The 16,618-nt window shown below is 51.6% G+C and carries 16 protein-coding genes, 2 tRNA genes and 2 pseudogenes; 10 read left to right on the top strand and 10 right to left on the bottom strand.

Going from position 1 to position 16,618, the window contains the following annotated elements; all coding sequences use genetic code 11:
* The coding region (locus tag FDX01_RS14825) for an autotransporter outer membrane beta-barrel domain-containing protein (RefSeq protein WP_137400028.1) at positions 1-2,036 on the top strand (2,036 nt) is incomplete at its 5' end.
* A gap of 272 nt (positions 2,037-2,308) precedes the next feature.
* Here the strand turns inward: FDX01_RS14825 and FDX01_RS14820 are convergent.
* Positions 2,309-2,384 (bottom strand) — tRNA-Asn (locus FDX01_RS14820).
* 160 nt (positions 2,385-2,544) lie between these two features.
* On the opposite strand from FDX01_RS14820, the pseudogene FDX01_RS14815 reads away from it, so the two are divergent.
* Both FDX01_RS14815 and FDX01_RS14810 read left to right on the top strand, forming a co-directional pair.
* Positions 2,545-4,031: pseudogene (locus FDX01_RS14815) on the top strand (EmmdR/YeeO family multidrug/toxin efflux MATE transporter).
* 99 nt (positions 4,032-4,130) lie between these two features.
* Positions 4,131-4,206 (top strand) — tRNA-Asn (locus FDX01_RS14810).
* A gap of 315 nt (positions 4,207-4,521) precedes the next feature.
* Here the strand turns inward: FDX01_RS14810 and purT are convergent.
* Positions 4,522-5,700, bottom strand: a complete 1,179-nt coding sequence (gene purT / locus FDX01_RS14805) for a formate-dependent phosphoribosylglycinamide formyltransferase (protein WP_096756681.1) — start codon at positions 5,698-5,700, stop codon at positions 4,522-4,524.
* A 131-nt stretch (positions 5,701-5,831) separates the two neighbouring features.
* On the opposite strand from purT, the gene yebG reads away from it, so the two are divergent.
* The 4 genes from yebG to ptrB all read left to right on the top strand — a co-directional run bounded on the left by yebG (position 5,832) and on the right by ptrB (position 9,495).
* The gene (gene yebG / locus FDX01_RS14800) at positions 5,832-6,122 is read left to right on the top strand and encodes a DNA damage-inducible protein YebG (protein WP_115258185.1); all 291 of its coding nucleotides are present in this window, start codon (positions 5,832-5,834) and stop codon (positions 6,120-6,122) included.
* A gap of 119 nt (positions 6,123-6,241) precedes the next feature.
* On the top strand, positions 6,242-6,595 hold the full coding sequence (yebF, locus tag FDX01_RS14795) for a protein YebF (protein WP_096756683.1): 354 nt from the start codon (positions 6,242-6,244) through the stop codon (positions 6,593-6,595).
* A gap of 93 nt (positions 6,596-6,688) precedes the next feature.
* On the top strand, positions 6,689-7,348 hold the full coding sequence (locus tag FDX01_RS14790; protein WP_096756684.1) for a tellurite resistance TerB family protein: 660 nt from the start codon (positions 6,689-6,691) through the stop codon (positions 7,346-7,348).
* An 86-nt stretch (positions 7,349-7,434) separates the two neighbouring features.
* On the top strand, positions 7,435-9,495 hold the full coding sequence (ptrB, locus tag FDX01_RS14785; RefSeq protein ID WP_137400026.1) for an oligopeptidase B: 2,061 nt from the start codon (positions 7,435-7,437) through the stop codon (positions 9,493-9,495).
* On the opposite strand, the gene exoX is transcribed toward ptrB, so the two are convergent.
* The 3 genes from exoX to FDX01_RS14770 all read right to left on the bottom strand — a co-directional run bounded on the left by exoX (position 9,492) and on the right by FDX01_RS14770 (position 11,165).
* Complete coding sequence (gene exoX / locus FDX01_RS14780) at positions 9,492-10,154, bottom strand: exodeoxyribonuclease X (RefSeq protein WP_096756686.1); 663 nt, start codon at positions 10,152-10,154, stop codon at positions 9,492-9,494. The genes ptrB and exoX overlap by 4 nt on opposite strands.
* Before the next feature lie 23 nt (positions 10,155-10,177).
* Entirely contained in the window at positions 10,178-10,834 is a 657-nt protein-coding gene (locus FDX01_RS14775) for a carbon-nitrogen hydrolase family protein (protein ID WP_137400025.1), read from the bottom strand.
* Between the two features lie 106 nt (positions 10,835-10,940).
* Positions 10,941-11,165 (bottom strand): DNA polymerase III subunit theta, encoded by a 225-nt coding sequence (locus tag FDX01_RS14770; RefSeq protein ID WP_096756688.1) that lies wholly within the window; start codon positions 11,163-11,165, stop codon positions 10,941-10,943.
* Between the two features lie 144 nt (positions 11,166-11,309).
* Between FDX01_RS14770 and yobA the strand changes: the two genes are divergently transcribed.
* The 3 genes from yobA to FDX01_RS14755 are packed head-to-tail and all read left to right on the top strand — an operon-like array spanning position 11,310 to position 12,916.
* Complete coding sequence (gene yobA, locus FDX01_RS14765) at positions 11,310-11,684, top strand: CopC domain-containing protein YobA (protein WP_115258189.1); 375 nt, start codon at positions 11,310-11,312, stop codon at positions 11,682-11,684.
* Positions 11,685-11,688: 4 nt separating this feature from the next.
* Positions 11,689-12,561: a copper homeostasis membrane protein CopD gene (gene copD, locus FDX01_RS14760; RefSeq protein ID WP_135911869.1), complete on the top strand. Its 873-nt coding sequence runs from the start codon at positions 11,689-11,691 to the stop codon at positions 12,559-12,561.
* A gap of 16 nt (positions 12,562-12,577) precedes the next feature.
* A complete protein-coding gene (locus tag FDX01_RS14755; protein WP_137400024.1) occupies positions 12,578-12,916 on the top strand; it encodes a YebY family protein in 339 nt (112 codons plus the stop codon).
* A 336-nt stretch (positions 12,917-13,252) separates the two neighbouring features.
* Here the strand turns inward: FDX01_RS14755 and FDX01_RS14750 are convergent, their stop codons facing one another.
* The 5 genes and pseudogenes from FDX01_RS14750 to FDX01_RS14730 all read right to left on the bottom strand — a co-directional run bounded on the left by FDX01_RS14750 (position 13,253) and on the right by FDX01_RS14730 (position 16,613).
* Positions 13,253-14,338 (bottom strand): tyrosine-type recombinase/integrase, encoded by a 1,086-nt coding sequence (locus tag FDX01_RS14750; RefSeq protein WP_137400023.1) that lies wholly within the window; start codon positions 14,336-14,338, stop codon positions 13,253-13,255.
* Positions 14,307-14,579: an excisionase gene (locus FDX01_RS14745; RefSeq protein WP_032170291.1), complete on the bottom strand. Its 273-nt coding sequence runs from the start codon at positions 14,577-14,579 to the stop codon at positions 14,307-14,309. The genes FDX01_RS14750 and FDX01_RS14745 overlap by 32 nt, the downstream gene beginning before the upstream one ends.
* A 63-nt stretch (positions 14,580-14,642) precedes the next feature.
* Complete coding sequence (locus FDX01_RS14740; protein WP_053389205.1) at positions 14,643-14,885, bottom strand: DUF4060 family protein; 243 nt, start codon at positions 14,883-14,885, stop codon at positions 14,643-14,645.
* A 146-nt stretch (positions 14,886-15,031) separates the two neighbouring features.
* Positions 15,032-15,319, bottom strand: a pseudogene (locus tag FDX01_RS23875) (dATP/dGTP pyrophosphohydrolase domain-containing protein); the annotation flags it as partial.
* A 181-nt stretch (positions 15,320-15,500) separates the two neighbouring features.
* Entirely contained in the window at positions 15,501-16,613 is a 1,113-nt protein-coding gene (locus tag FDX01_RS14730) for a RecT family recombinase (RefSeq protein WP_137400034.1), read from the bottom strand.
* Positions 16,614-16,618: the final 5 nt, after the last annotated feature.

Genomic DNA, 16,618 nt, shown 5'->3' with positions numbered 1-16,618 from the left:
TTCGCACCTTCCCAAGGGGAGTTACTGTTAATGTGAATGGTGATGTTTCTCTTGGTAGTAAAGTTTTTTTAGATAACAATTCACAAAAGGACGTTAGCGCACTATATTCACAGGTGACACTACACGCTTATGATAATGAATTAAATATTATAAATAATAACAAGGTAAATATATGGGGTAGAATAAGATCTGAAACTACATATCTGTCATCTTCCACCCTGAAACCCTCAGCTATTAATATTATCTCAGGTGATGACTCTTATTTTCAGGGGGTAACGGATTTAGCTTATAGTACAGGAGGCGTACGCCGGGATGTTGATACGCGACTATACACGCCTTCAGCCGGACCGCTCATAAATTTAACTTTCAACGGCAAGAATAGTGTTTGGGACATGAACGGTGATTCTGAACTCACCAACTTGACGTTGAATGACGCTACCCTGAACTTTATGGCGGGTCGTCAGACCGAGGGTTCAGTACTGACTAATTCTGGTCGTGTACCAACCATCAACGGTGGGGTGTTCCAGTCTCTTACTGCTGGCTCTGACTTCAAGACCCTCATTGTTGCCGGTGATTACCATGGCAACAACGGAAATATTATCATGAACACCATACTTGGAGATGACGACTCTCTTACCGATCGTATGGTTGTACATGGCGACACCTCTGGTAGTACTCATGTTGCTATTCGTAATGCTGGTGGAGTCGGGGCAGAAACGCTGGAAGGCATTGAACTTATTACCGTGCTCGGTAATTCCTATGGTGAGTTTAAGCAAAATGGCCGCATTGTTGCGGGGGCTTATGATTACACGCTGCATCGCGGAATAGGTACAAAAGAGGCTAACTGGTATCTCAGCAGTGCACTGACACCGCCATCGCCTGAACCAGAAGAGCCAGTTACAGAGCAACCTGAAGACCCCGCTGCTGAGCAACCGGAAACGCCTGCGCTTCCTGAAATGCCTGAAGAGGAAGAACCGGCATTTCCAGAACTGCCAGATGCGGAAGAGCCAGCCGTGCCTGTTATACCCCAACCATCTGTTCCGGTACCGATTCCACGTGAACACGCGGTACGCCCTGAAGCTGGTTTATATGGCATGAACCTTGCTGCGGCAAACACTCTGTTTCACACGCGCTTACAGGATCGTCTCGGTGAAACTCGCTACACGGATATCGTGACCGGTGAAGAGTACGTTACCAGTATGTGGCAGCGTAATATCGGTGGCCATACCCGCCAGCATGACAGCAGCGGTCAACTTGATATTCAGGCTAATCGGTATGTAATGCAGGTCGGCGGTGACATCGTTCAGTGGGGCGCCGCTAATACCGATCGTTTTCATTTTGGGGTGATGGCCGGCTATGCAAACCAGAAGAGTAACGCCGTTAACCAGCGCAACCGAAACAAGGCGAGCAGCAGTATTAGTGGATATAACGTAGGTCTTTACGGCACCTGGCTACAGAATAGTCACAGCCAGGAAGGGGCATACGTTGATAGCTGGTTACAATACAGTTGGTTTGATAATACGGTTTCTGGAGTAGGCGTGGCGGCAGAAAGATATAAGTCGAAAGGTTTTACGACGTCAGTGGAATCTGGTTACAGCTGGAAACTGAAGGATTTGAGCAAGCGTAATGCGCTATATGTACAGCCGAAAGCACAGATAACGTGGATGGGTGTGAAAGCTGATTCTTTCAAAGAAACCAATGGTACTCGTGTGGAAGGCGAAGGTCAGGGAAATATTCAAACTCGCCTTGGTGCCCGCTTGTATGGTCATGGTCACAGTAAACAGGACGAGGGTAAGGGACGGTCATTCCAACCATTTGTGGAAGTTAACTGGGTACACAACACAACGGACTTTGGCACTTTACTAAACGGTGAGCGGGTTAGTTTGGCGGGTAGCCGAAATATCGGTGAGATCAAGACCGGTGTCGAAGGGCAACTGACAACGAATATCACTATGTGGGGGAACGTGGGCCAGCAACTGGGCGATCAGGGCTACAGTGACTCTTCCGTAATGTTAGGTGTTAAGGCGACTTTCTGAGGCAGTAGAAAAATTGCGCGGTGCAAGCTAAACCGCCCTGAGTCAACGATAGCAACGACGAACCGGCCACCAAGGCCGGTTTTTCGCTAAGTCCCTGTTGGTACCATTCATATTGATATATAACTCGCTGTCTGACCAAAAGCTCTGAAGAATCAAAAGCCTAATATTTTCAAGGGTATAAATGCGGCATCCAAAGGCATCGTTAATTGATGCAATGGATATTCGCAGAAAGCAAAAAACCCGCTTAGTTTCCTAAGCAGGCTTCTTAAATATGGCTCCTCTGACTGGACTCGAACCAGTGACATACGGATTAACAGTCCGCCGTTCTACCGACTGAACTACAGAGGAATCGGTGTGGAGGCTTATCTTAGCGGCGAAAAATTTTTTGTCAAACCCCATTTCCTTCAATGCGTATCAATTGGTGCTTCTCTCGACAGTTTGTTGCATTTACAGACATTTTATATGGAAAAAACTTTGCAGCTTTTTTGATTCTCCCGCATCATTTGAAATGAGGTTTCAACTTTCTTCATTAAGGTCCATTTTGAACGTCTCCGCTGCCTTACGCCAGGTCGTTTCCCGCACGCCCTGGTACGCCAAACGCAAGAGTTATAAAGTTCTATTCTGGCGCGAAATCACCCCGCTTGCCGTACCTATTTTTCTGGAAAATACCTGCGTGCTCTTAATGGGGGTACTGAGTACCTTCCTGGTAAGCTGGCTGGGCAAAGAAGCGATGGCAGGCGTCGGCCTCGCCGACAGTTTCAATATGGTCATCATGGCATTTTTTGCCGCCATCGATCTTGGCACCACGGTAGTCGTGGCCTTTAGTCTGGGAAAACGCGATCGTCGTCGAGCCCGAGCCGCAGCCAGACAGTCGCTGGTGATCATGACAATTTTTGCCGTCGTGCTGGCCGCGATCATTCATTACTTTGGGGAACAGATCATTAATGTCGTTGCCGGAGAAGCGACACCTGAGGTTAAAGCGCTGGCGCTAACGTATCTTGAACTGACGGTGCTCAGTTATCCTGCGGCAGCCATTGCGTTGATCGGCAGTGGGGCGCTACGCGGTGCTGGAAACACCAAAATACCGCTGCTGATTAACGGCGGTATGAACATACTGAACATCATCATCAGTAGTATCCTGATCTACGGTATTTTTTCCTGGCAAGGGCTGGGGTTTGAAGGCGCTGGGCTGGGGTTGACGATTTCTCGTTACATCGGCGCTGTCGCCATTATCTGGGTATTGATGATTGGTTTTAACCCGGCGCTGCGGATTCCCCTGAAGAGCTATTTTAAGCCGTTGAATTTTGCCATTATCTGGGAGGTGATGGGGATCGGTATTCCTGCGAGTATCGAATCAGTACTGTTTAACGGCGGTAAGCTGCTCACTCAGATGTTTGTCTCAGGGATGGGAACCAGCGTCATTGCCGGTAACTTTATTGCCTTCTCTATCGCAGCACTGATTAACCTGCCCGGCAATGCTCTGGGTTCTGCCTCCACCATTATTACCGGGCGGCGTCTGGGAAATGGACAGATTGCCCAGGCTGAGATTCAGTTGCGGCATGTATTCTGGCTATCCACAATTGGTTTAACCGCCATAGCTTGGTTATCAGCTCCCTTTGCCGGATTAATGGCCTCGTTCTATACCCGCGATCAGGATGTAAAAGAGGTCATAGTTGTTCTGATTTGGCTCAACGCGGCATTTATGCCGATATGGGCGGCATCGTGGGTTCTTCCTTCTGGGTTTAAGGGGGCTCGCGATGTCCGTTTTGCGATGTGGGTTTCCATGCTGGGCATGTGGGGCTGTCGCGTGGTGGCAGGTTATACCCTCGGGATCGTCTTAGATTGGGGTGTCGTCGGGGTTTGGATGGGGATGTTCTTCGACTGGGCAGTGCGTGCTGCGCTGTTTTACTGGCGCATGATCACCGGGCGATGGTTATGGAAGTATCCGCGTCGGAACGGGAAAAGTCTATAAAACAACCCGTTGCGTCTGAATAAGCAACGAAATGAAGAAATATTCGGCAAACGATCGCATTTCTCCATTCAGCCTTTGACAACGCTGACTGGCATCGCTAATATTCGCCCCGTTCACACGATTCCTCTGTAGTTCAGTCGGTAGAACGGCGGACTGTTAATCCGTATGTCACTGGTTCGAGTCCAGTCAGAGGAGCCATATTTAAGAAGCCTGCTTAGGAAACTAAGCGGGCTTTTTGCTTTTAGCGCAGTACAGCCATTTTAGTCGGGATAGCAAGCCAGGCGTCGGTTTCACATATCGAAAATTGTTTATCCAAAACGTTTTGCTGTGTGCAGGGTCCGATCTTTTCTGGAGAGAATACGGTCAACTAACGTCAGTTTCGTTTCCTGGGAATATTGTGATTTAGCCAAAAAAACTGCACCTTATTCAGCTGGATAACCAATCTTGGGGTGCAGTCCACTACGCTTTTCGGGCCGACGGAATACCTTAAAACGGGCCAGAAGGCCCGATATTTTATCCTGCGACGTTCACCTGTGCGGCAGCATTCTTCGCCCGTTCAACCGCCTCGTCAACGCTTTCAGCTGTTGCCAGCACAACGCCTAAGCGACGTGAGCCATCAATTTCCGGCTTACCGAACAGACGAAGCTGCAAACCTGCGCCAACGGCACTTTCTACGTGATTAAACGTCACATTCTGACTGGTGAGTTGTGGCAGGATAACGGCTGATGCGGACGGACCATATTGTCGGATTGCGCCGATGGGTAATCCGAGGAACGCGCGGACGTGCAGCGCAAACTCGGACAGATCCTGCGAAATTAACGTCACCATGCCGGTGTCGTGTGGGCGAGGGGAGACTTCGCTGAAAATTACCTCATCACCGCAAACAAATAGCTCTACGCCAAACAATCCGTGACCGCCCAACGCCAGCACGACCTTGCGGGCAATTTCCTGTGCGCGTTTCAGCGCCAGTTCACTCATCTGCTGCGGCTGCCAGGATTCGCGGTAATCGCCATCTTCCTGGCGATGGCCTACCGGCGCGCAGAAGTGCACACCGTCAACGGCACTGACGGTGAGTAGGGTGATTTCAAAATCAAAATTCACCACCCCTTCCACTATCACGCGTCCCGCACCGGCTCGACCGCCCTGCTGGGCATATTCCCAGGCTTCGGTAAGCTGCTCAGCGGAGCGAATAAAGCTCTGACCTTTGCCGGAAGAACTCATTACCGGTTTCACGATACATGGAAAGCCGATTTCAGCCACCGCATCACGAAAGCGGGCTTCGCTATCGGCGAAGCGGAAAGAGGATGTGGGTAATAACAGCTCTTCAGCAGCCAGACGACGAATGCCTTCACGGTTCATGGTCAACTGTGTGGCGCGCGCGCAAGGCACGACGTTCATACCTTCCTGTTCCAGTTTTACCAGCATATCCGTCGCAATAGCTTCAATTTCTGGCACGATATAATGGGGTTTTTCGCGCTCGACAACCTCGCGCAATGCCTCGCCATCCAGCATATTAATCACGTACGCACGGTGGGCTACGTGCATCGCTGGCGCGTCGGGGTAACGATCCACGGCGATGACTTCTACACCCAGGCGTTGGCATTCAATCGCCACTTCTTTACCCAGTTCCCCTGAACCTAATAACATCACTCGCGTTGCTGCCGGACGCAGCGCTGTGCCTAATAACGTCATAAATTAATCCCCTGTTTTATCTGGGCGCAGTATATACGAAAACGTTTGCGTCTGTCTTTATTACCAGGTTGATTTTGCGGCTGAAAAAGAATATACTGTACATAATTACAGGTAATTTAAGAGGCTGCAAAATGGCGGTTGAAGTTAAATACGTAGTTATTCGGGAAGGTGAGGAAAAAATGTCGTTTACCAGCAAAAAGGAAGCCGATGCGTATGACAAAATGCTGGATACAGCAGACCTGCTAGACACCTGGCTGGAGCAGTCGCCGGTCGCGCTGGAAGATGAACAGCGTGAAGCGCTTTCTCTTTGGCTGGCCGAGCAAAAAGACGTGCTAAGTGCGATCCTGAAAAACGGCAAACTGCCGTCGCCTCAGGCAGTAGAAAACACGGCGTCCGACGGAGATGACACACAAGCAGCCTGATCCGACTTGCGCTCCCGGCGTTTTGTACCATGCTTTTCCCTGAATCATTGTGCTGTACCCAACTGATTTCGCGTTGCATTTCTGCGGCCTGAAGGACGAAGGGGATAAAGGAGAAAAGAATGAATAAAAGAAAAACGCTGTTAAGCCTGCTGCTGTTATCCGCCAGCGTGTCGACCTTTGCTGCAAATACGGAAAGTAAGACCGTTCAGTTTCCCAAGTGTGAGGGACTGAACGCCGACGGTATTGCTGCGAGCGTGAAACGTGATTATCAGCAAAATCGTATCGTGCGCTGGGCTGACGATCAGAAAAAACTGGGACAACTCGATCCCGTTGCCTGGGTTAATCCACAGGACATTGTCGGCAAAGACGGGCAGTGGACGGTACCACTTACCGTGCGCGGCAAAAGTGCGGATATTCGCTATCAGGTGAAGGTTGATTGCAAAACGGGCAGCGCAGAGTATCTGGCGCAGTAACCTGGTATTTGCGCATCTTTTGCTACAATAGACACTTCCTGACATCCCCTCGGGTACGCTGTGATAATTAATCGTCAGTATTTGAGGGGCAAAATGGCTAACTGGCTGAATCAACTGCAATCTCTTCTTGGGCAAAAAGGATCTTCCGCGTCTTCTTCGGGCGATCAGGGACTGAGCAAATTGCTGGTTCCCGGCGCATTAGGCGGACTGGCGGGGTTACTGGTAGCCAATAAATCCTCGCGCAAATTGTTGACCAAATACGGCACCAGTGCGCTGCTCGTAGGTGGCGGCGCGGTGGCTGGCAGCGTGCTATGGAACAAATACAAAGATAAAGTCCGCACGGCGCATCAGGATGAGCCGCAGTTTGGCGTGCAAAGTACGCCGGTGGATGAGCGGACTGAACGCCTGATCCTCGCGCTGGTTTTTGCGGCAAAAAGCGATGGTCATATAGATGCAAAAGAGCGTGCGGCCATCGATCAGCAGCTGCGTGAAGCGGGAGTAGAAGACCAGGGACGTATCCTGATTGAACGCGCCATTGAGCAACCGCTGGATCCTCAGCGTCTGGCACAGGGGATCCGCAACGAAGAAGAGGCGCTGGAAATCTACTTCCTCAGCTGTGCGGCGATTGATATCGACCACTTTATGGAGCGCAGCTATCTGAACGCGCTGGGCGATGCGTTAAAGATCCCGCAGGATGTTCGAGAAGGTATTGAGCAAGATCTTAAGCAACAAAAACAGGCATTGCCGGGCTAAATAGTTACGGCGCAGGAGCATATTTCGCTTGCATCATTGCTGACTTTTGCCACCCTTATAGGATGATTAAGCAAAAGAACAATGACATGCTACCGAACGCTCCTCGTATTCCACACGCCATGACGCAACATGGCGACACCCGCGTCGATAATTATTACTGGTTGCGAGATGACACGCGCTCGCAGCCAGAGGTCCTCGATTACCTGCAGCAAGAAAATGCTTATGGTCGCCAGGTTATGGCCTCACAGCAGGCATTACAGGATCGCGTGCTGAAAGAAATTATCGACCGTATTCCCCCGCAGGATGTTTCGGCTCCCTACGTGAAAAACGGTTATCGCTACCGGCATATCTATGAGCCCGGTTGTGAGTATGCCATTTACCAGCGTCAGTCTGCGCTCAGCGAAGAGTGGGATGCCTGGGATACGTTGCTGGACGGAAACCAGCGCGCAGCTCACAGCGAGTTTTATACACTGGGCGGTCTGGCAATTTCCCCGGACAACACCATCATGGCGCTGGCTGAGGATTATCTCTCGCGCCGGCAATATGGTGTGCATTTTCGCAATCTGCAAAGCGGTAACTGGTATCCGGAAGTCCTCGACAACGTCGAGCCTGAACTCGTCTGGGCCAACGACTCGCAAACTTTCTACTACGTGCGTAAGCATGAAACAACGTTACTGCCGTATCAGGTCTGGCGACACACCATCGGTTCGCCGTCATCCGAAGACAGGCTGGTATATGAAGAGGCAGACGATATGTTTTATGTCAGTCTGCACAAAACGACTTCGCAGCATTATGTCGTTATTCATATTGCCAGTGCGACCACCAGTGAGGTTCTGCTGCTTGACGCTGAGCTGGCCGACGCTGAACCGTTGGTTTTTTTACCGCGGCGTAAAGACCATGAGTACAGCCTCGATCACTATCAGCACGCGTTTTATCTGCGATCTAACCGACAGGGTAAAAACTTTGGTCTGTACCGTACCCGTGTGCGTGATGAACAGACCTGGGAAGCGTTAATTCCGCCGCGTGAAAACGTTATGCTGGAAGGGTTTACGCTGTTTACCGATTGGCTGGTGGTGGAAGAACGTCAGCAGGGCTTAACCAGCCTGCGGCAGATCAACCGTAAGACGCGTGAAGTGGTTGGGATTGCCTTTGACGATCCGGCTTATGTCACCTGGCTTGCCTATAATCCCGAACCGGAGACGTCGCGGCTGCGCTATGGTTATTCATCCATGACGACACCGGACACGCTATTTGAACTGGATATGGACACCGGAGAGCGACGGGTGCTCAAACAGACGGATGTCCCCGGTTTTGATGCGACAAACTACCGCAGCGAGCATGTGTGGGTCACCGCCCGTGATGGCGTAGAGGTGCCGGTTTCACTGGTTTATCATCAGCGGCATTTCCAAAAAGGGAAAAATCCACTGCTGGTATATGGATATGGTTCGTATGGCGCCAGCATGGATGCTGATTTCAGCAGCAGCCGTTTGAGCCTGCTGGATCGCGGCTTTGTATATGCTATTGCCCACGTCCGTGGCGGTGGCGAGCTGGGGCAGCAGTGGTACGAAGACGGTAAATTCTTGCAGAAGAAAAATACCTTCAACGATTATCTCGACGTCTGTGACGCGCTGCTCAAACTGGGCTACGGAGCGCCTTCACTCTGCTACGGCATGGGAGGAAGCGCGGGTGGAATGCTGATGGGGGTCGCCATTAACGAACGTCCGGAGTTATTTCACGGCGTGGTTGCCCAAGTGCCGTTTGTTGACGTAGTCACAACGATGCTGGACGAGTCGATCCCGCTCACCACCGGGGAATTTGAAGAGTGGGGCAACCCGCAGGATGTGGAATATTACGCTTACATGAAAAGCTACAGCCCATACGATAACGTCACCACACAGGCTTATCCGCATCTGCTGGTCACCACCGGGCTTCACGACTCCCAGGTGCAATACTGGGAACCGGCAAAGTGGGTAGCGAAACTGAGGGAGCTGAAAACGGACGACAATCTACTGTTGCTGTGTACGGATATGGACTCCGGTCACGGCGGCAAGTCCGGACGTTTTAAATCTTATGAAGGTGTGGCCCTTGAGTTCGCCTTTTTGATTGGCCTGGCGCAGGGGACGTTGCCCGGCAACGCGGCCGTCTAGGCGTTATCCAGATAGTGCTTCAATGTTAACCGCAGTTCCGGGCTCATACTGTCAAGGTTATTAAACAGCCAGCGCAGATAGCCCGGATCGCGTTCTGCCACCTCGGAAACGGGTTTACCGCGGTATTTACCAAAGGTAAATGTGGTTAACAGCGCAGGGCGACCGGTGATCTCGACCATTTGCTCTGCCGACCAGCCTGAGGTGTTCATGATGTCGATCAGCAGTGCCGCGGTAATGTAGCAATCGTATAGCGCGCGGTGCTGATGCAAACCAACGGGGGTTTGTACGCTCAGCTTGCGGGAATTATACAGCGCCATGTTGCTGTATTTTATCCCCGGCCACAGGCGGCGGGACAGCTTCATCGTGCAAATCCATTCCCCAGGCATGTCCGGCAATACGCGACGGTCGAAACTGGCGTTGTGCGCGACGTACCACTCGCTACCGTAATAATGATGGATGACGTCTTCAATCCACGGTTTATCCGCCACCATGGCTTCCGTAATCCGATGTATCGCCATTGCCTGCGGGCTGATGGGGCGGTCGGGTCGCACCAGGTGGCTCATCGGATTCACAATTTTGCCATCAACCACATCGACAGATGCGATCTCAACAATGCCTCCCTGCAGACCGCAGGTTTCTGTATCTATTATGCGCAGCATGCCATGCTCCTGGCCGAAAACGCCTAGCGTAATGGAATGATATCGCCTTGCCAACCCTGAGAGGTGCGCTTGCCGGTTAAGAGAAGTGAGCCGCTGTCCGCGCGAACAATTAAACGGCCCCGTTCATCCCATAATGCGCTGCTTCCGCGCGCATTGGCCATCAGTACCGCAATTGCGAACTGATGCGAGAAACGTTGCAGGCGAGAGGTTGATGAGAGAAGTTCAGATTCGCTGACGCACTGGCAGGTGGTAAACAGTGAAAACGCAGGATCAATATCGATGCCTTCTGGCTGGCTGTCGACAACGCTAATGGTATTTCGCTGTCTGGCAATACAAGCCCCATGGCTCTGGTGGAACATTAAGGGGGCGGTCATCCACGGCGAAAAAAGCGCCATACCTTTCACAAAAAGTTCGTTATGTTCAACCGGCAATCCCACAATAATGGTCATGCGATACGTCGCCGCGGCGTGGGCGAGGGGCTGCAACAGAGATTCATCGGGTGGGGCTGGCAGCTCATCGCTTTCATCCATACAACCTAATAGAGAAAGGGAGGGGAAAACCAGCAATTCACATTGGCATTTGGCCGCCGCCCTGATGAATTGCAGGTGATGGGCGACGTGTTCAGTTAGTGAGGTTTGAAGCGGTTCATACTGCGCTGCGGCAATTTTCCAGTGTGACATAATGACTTCCTTTTCATAGTGTCTACAATCATCTCTAAAGTATAGATTAAGAATATACTTATACTGTAGCAGTCATCATGTAAGGAATCGTAACGTATTATAAGGTTTATTTAACTTTCGGCTCGTAAGGTAAACGTGAGAGGGAAACGGATGCTAAACGATGCGCAATTAACCGTTCACGGAACCAGTCTCGCAGGTGTGCGGGTTGCTCACGTTCGACGACTTCGGCAACAACAGGCATGTTATAGCGCTCTTTAAAGGCGACACCAGCTGCGGCCAGGTCAACATTGACCTTATCCATTTCAGATTGTTCGAGTTTGGCCAGATTCATGCGTTTCTCCTTATAGGTATCCCGTAGCGCGCAAAAGTTACTAAGAGTGTGCGCTAATGGCAAGCCTGAATTGATGATTCTCGACTCGTTCATTGTAGAAGGTTATTCTCTATAGATTAGACATAACAAAAAGGAATAGTTGATATGGCTTCATCTGCATCCTCACTTCGCTTTGCTCTCATCGCTCTCGTCTCCACGTTGATTTCTCCTGCCGCACTGGCACATGCACACCTGACGCAACTAAATCCGGCGGCGAATGCGCAGATTACCGCGTCTCCTGAGGCGCTGACCCTGAATTTTTCAGAGGGCGTTGAACCTGCATTCAGCGGTGCAACGCTGACAGGCCCACAGCAGCAGCCGATTAAAACGGGTAAGGCGACGCGTAATGAGCAGGATAAGACGCAACTGATCGTTCCTGTGGAACAATCGCTGGACGCCGGAAAATATACGGTTGACTGGCACGTTGTGTCGGTAGACGGTCACAAAACCAAAGGACACTATACCTTTAGCGTGAAATAAAACGATGCTGGCATTCACCTGGGTTACGCTGCGGTTTATCCATTTCACCTCTTTAATGCTGGTATTTGGCTGTGCGCTGTACGGCGCCTGGTTGGCACCTGTTTCGGTACGACGTTTAATGATGCGCCGTTTTATGCGCCTGCAACGCCATGCCGCGATGTGGAGCTTTATCAGCGCGACGCTGATGCTGGCTGTCCAGGGGGGATTAATGGGGGCCGGCTGGCAGGACGTTTTCTCCGTTGATATATGGGGAGCGGTCCTGCAAACGCAGTTTGGCGGCGTATGGCTGTGGCAAATTATCCTCGCTCTGGTTACGCTGGTGGTGACCCTCATTGTGCCGCGCAGTATGTCACGACTGCTGCTGATGCTGACAATTGCGCAGTGTATTTTATTAGCCGGTGTCGGACATGCGACGCTGCATGACGGCGCAACGCGGGCGGTGCAGCAGCTTAATCACGCTCTGCATCTGGTCTGCGCCGCAGCCTGGTTTGGCGGCTTGCTGCCCGTTCTTTACTGTATGAGAATGGCGCAAGGCCGCTGGCAACAACAGGCGATCGCCACCATGATGCGTTTTTCCCGCTTTGGGCATCTTTTCGTAATTGGCGTCTTGCTTACGGGCATCACCAACGGCCTGTTTATTGTCGGATTATCCTTTCCCTGGCATGCAGCCTATGGGCAACTTCTGTTGTTAAAATGTGTGCTGGTCGCGCTAATGGTGGCGATTGCGCTGGCGAACCGGTATGTTCTCGTACCACGTATGCAGCAGGATAATCGCTGCATGACTCTCTATTTTATTTGGATGACTAAGATTGAATGGGGAATAGGGGCCGTCGTGCTGGCAATCGTCAGCCTGTTTGCAACCCTGGAACCGTTCTGATGGACTGGCAAAACGTATGAAAAAATTGATTATCTCTGTGTTACTGCTGGCAAGTTCAGGAGCTGCATTGGCCGCGCCGCAGGTTATTACCGTCAGTCGCTTTGAGGTTGGCAAAGAAAAGTGGGCGTTTAATCGCGAAGAAGTGATGCTGACGTGCCGACCGGGTAATGCGCTGTATGTCATCAACCCCAGCACGCTGGTGCAATACCCGCTGAACGATATTGCCAGACAGCAGGTGGCAAGCGGTAAAACGACCGCCAAACCGATCGACATTATCCAGATTGACGATCCGGCAAAGCCTGGCGACAAAATGAGCCTGGCCCCGTTTATTGAGCGTGCAGAAAAGCTCTGTTAATTGTCAGATGTAGCTTTCTGATTTCCAATAAAAAACCGCAACGTTCTGGCTGCAGAACTTGCGGTTTTTGCATTCTAGCGGGTGACAATCGTCCTTTTTTTCAGGCCACTTTGGTCGCGGACTGGAAAACCTGGCGCTGTCATCTATTCTTAAATGGCAGGGTAACTTAGCCTGCATTAATGCCAACTTTTAGCGCACGGCTCTCTCCCAAGAGCCATTTCCCTGGACCGAATACAGGAATCGTATTCGGTCTCTTTTTATCTATCTGTTTTCATTGGGTTTTTTCGGTACTTTCACGAAATCCCACGAAAATTACTCGAAATTTCCATATCCTGTCTAAACCATAACATATGCTGCACCGCGTGCGTCCAGGTATTTTTTGGTCATTGTTAAATTTTTATGCCCCAGCAGTCTCTGTGCGAAATCCTCTCCGCGCTCCCTTTCATACAGTCTGCTCGCCAAGCTCCTGATCTCATGGAATGGGGGAGGGTTGGGGCCAAACTTTAACTCTGTAGAATCCCTGATATCAGAAAATGCCTGGGTAATTCCGTCCGGAGTTAACGGACCTGGCTTCCTGCCACCACGCCTTACCGCAGAATAAAGCATGAAGTCTGACGGGTTGTTTTTACGACAACGGTCGATAACATCCTGCAATACCAAATCAGCAGAGTCCAGTCGCAAATCAAGTGGCAACGCCAATTTGTGACCTGTCTTTTCCTGCGTGACAAACAACCTTCCATCCCTGATATCGCTGAATCTGAACAACGATACGTCCTCTCTTCTTTGCCCGGTGACAAGTGCCAGATCACATGCGTTTGCAGCCCATTCGGAATGGGCGGTTGCGGCATCCCTTATTATCTCGAACTGCTCGAGTAAAAGACGCTCACGCTTAACTTTTGGCGTCGGCGTTCTTGTCGGCTCTGCCGGGTTCCTTTCAATATGTCCCTCGACGATCGCCTCCCTGAAAATATCCAACAATACCGAACGCAGGCCTGAGGCCATACTCTTCTTATCGCAGAGTATGTAACTCTCCAGGAAAGTAGATACATCCTTCGTGCTGACCGACGATAGCGGCATACGTCCGAATTCATCACTGATAGTGGCGATCTGATTGCGCCTGACCTTCATCGTGTTGGGCTTCAATTCTCTTCGCTCAAGAATTACTTCGTAGCGCTCGAGCCACGCTTTAACCGTAAACGTTGGTGTTTCCTTTATGCGGTCAAGCAGCGCTGACGGAAGGTAATTTTGGTCGATGTAGTTGTTGGCCTCGATGGCCTGAGAAATGGCGTCCTTTCTGTCGATCCGGCCAAGAGATAATTCTTGACCGGTAATCGGGTTTCGCCAGCTATAAAGCCTGTCTCTTTTACGATAGGTCAGGTTACGGGGCAGGTTAGCGTCGTAACGTACTGGCCTTTTCGCCATGAGTCAGTCTCTCCAGTAGAGTGCCGCCAGTTGGCAGCGCTAAGCGTTTTGATTTGGGACGAAGGTTCTTTTTGCTCGGATCCACATAGATGGCGTCAGGCTGAACCTTATATTCTTTTCCGTGAAGTTCCGGAGCAGGGTAAATGCGCCCCTCCCGCGCCCAGCGGCGAAGTGTTGAAAGAGACGGCGGGGTTGAATAAGTCGAATTCGCCCATTCCTGCAGATTAAGAAGCTTGGCCATACTACCTCCGGATCCGGCAACTCATTATAGAGCTGCCGGAAAACTGTTAATGAAATATCGTTATCAAGAAACCTGACCCGGTAGCGCGCGCAGCCGGCGCATACCTGTCATCGCCGTGGCCACGTAGCTGGCTTTACGGTTAACCACTTCCACCCAGACCTTCACACCTTCAACTCTCACCGTGTACGTCTCCTTCATCTTGCTGCGGCCATAGTCGCCGTAGCGTTGCTGGTGGGTAGCCAGTGCGATGTCGCATGCCTGGCGCGCTAATGGGGATTGCTGGTTGGCACGGTTAATTAGTTTCATGCTGCACCGCCTTTACGACGTATGGCCATCCTGGCCCTGTTTTTAGCCAATCTGGTCTTGCGTTGTGTAGGCGTTTCACGTTCGCGAGCGCGGACGTTTGACTCACGATTACGGCGCCGCCGGGCGTTGAGAGATTCTCCTGCGCTTCGGACATGCCGTCGTGGCTCCCCGTCCTGTGGTTCGGGCCATTGGCGCTGTTTGTTTATCGCCAGTTTCTCTATGCAGGCCGCAACTATTTGTTCGTCAGTAATTCCCGAACGGCGCTGCGCATCCCAAAGCAGGAATTGCATATCAGCCCATTCACTGAGGTCACCGGGTTCTGCCGCCGCCTCCAGTGCCTCCTTCGACAGATGCTTCAGTGGGCCGACCGGGCCAACATTACCGAAAGTAGTTTGCGACCAATCGGCGTGATCCCGGCGAACCTGCTCGCGTTCCAGTACTAGCACATTCGTCAGCGCTACCAGTGCAATTTCAAATATCGCCTTTTCTTTGGCGGCTATCTCGACGCCTGGAAACCGCTCGGCGTGCTCGATACATCCCTTTACGTACTCAACCAACTGCTCTTTTGTGAATTCGCTCATGTCGTTACCGGGAGGGAGAACCCTCCCGCCTCCCTTAGGCCACGTATTCCGGTTTCATATCTGCCAGGGTGATGCTGAACTGATCGTGCAGTTCGTCGCCCATGTGACGCTTATTGGTTGCCAGTACTCGTTCAACTTCGGCGAATCGTTCTGCTGCGCCCGGTTCATCCGGAGACGGCAGGGAGTTGATCGCGGCTTCAACCTTGTTACGTGAATCAACCAGGTAGTAGCGCTTCACCGCTTTGTTCTTCAGCTCGGTGAACAGGGCAGAACCGAGCGTGACCTTCGCGCTTTCGATGTCAGCGCGCAGTGCTTTGGCGCTATCAACATCCTGCGCCGCATCGATGCGCTCGCGGAAATCATCGGCCAGTGAACCGATATTTACCGATGATTCCTGTGCGCTCTGTGTGGTTGTGACGGTGTCACCTGAGATTTCCGCCAGGCTGACGCGTTGCGGCGCCGGGTTAATCTCTTTCTCTGTGTGCTGCTCGACTTCATCCGGGGTATACACGCCGAGAACGACCGCAGGGCAGTACAGTCGCGCCCAGTATTTAAGGGCCAGATATGCGATCTGCTGTTTCGGGTTCGAAATCCACAGTGGAGAGTTACGTGTAATCACGCTGGAGAGGAATACCGGTTCGCCCCAGGTAATCTCACTTTCGCCGAGAATGACGGCACCCACACGAACCGACAGGCCTTGCTCGTCGGCGCTGTTCCAGCCCCGTACCATTTCTTTCTTGTCGTAAGTCCCACCGCCTTTTGCAGGCTTCTTCACGATCTCTTCGCGGCTGCTGGCGCATTTCGACCAGTCGCCTTCGTACTCATAGTGAAAGCGGCCAACGATGGCGTTAGAGCTGGAGATTACCGCGTTTATTAACTGCGCTTCATAGCCCAGCACACCGTTGACTAGGTGCGTTTTCTGCGCCACTGCGTAAGGGTTCATGCCCCATTGCATGGCCTGCATGATGATTGCCATGCAGTCAGCAGGATTCCCGCGAAGATGCTCGGGAACCGTGACGGCAGCCTGTGCCATCAGTCCCGCCACTGACTGAAGCTGCGTTAATGCCTGAACGTTAAAAATGGCGTTGCTGGCGGAAATAGTGTTCGGAGCCTGTTGCTCTGCAGTTACGATATTCATGTTTTCCATCATCG

The organism is Citrobacter sp. wls613 (assembly GCF_005281195.1).
Classification (GTDB): domain Bacteria; phylum Pseudomonadota; class Gammaproteobacteria; order Enterobacterales; family Enterobacteriaceae; genus Citrobacter; species Citrobacter gillenii.
The sequence above is the reverse complement of the archived record's forward strand: the minus strand, read 5'-3'. Positions and strand labels throughout refer to the sequence as shown.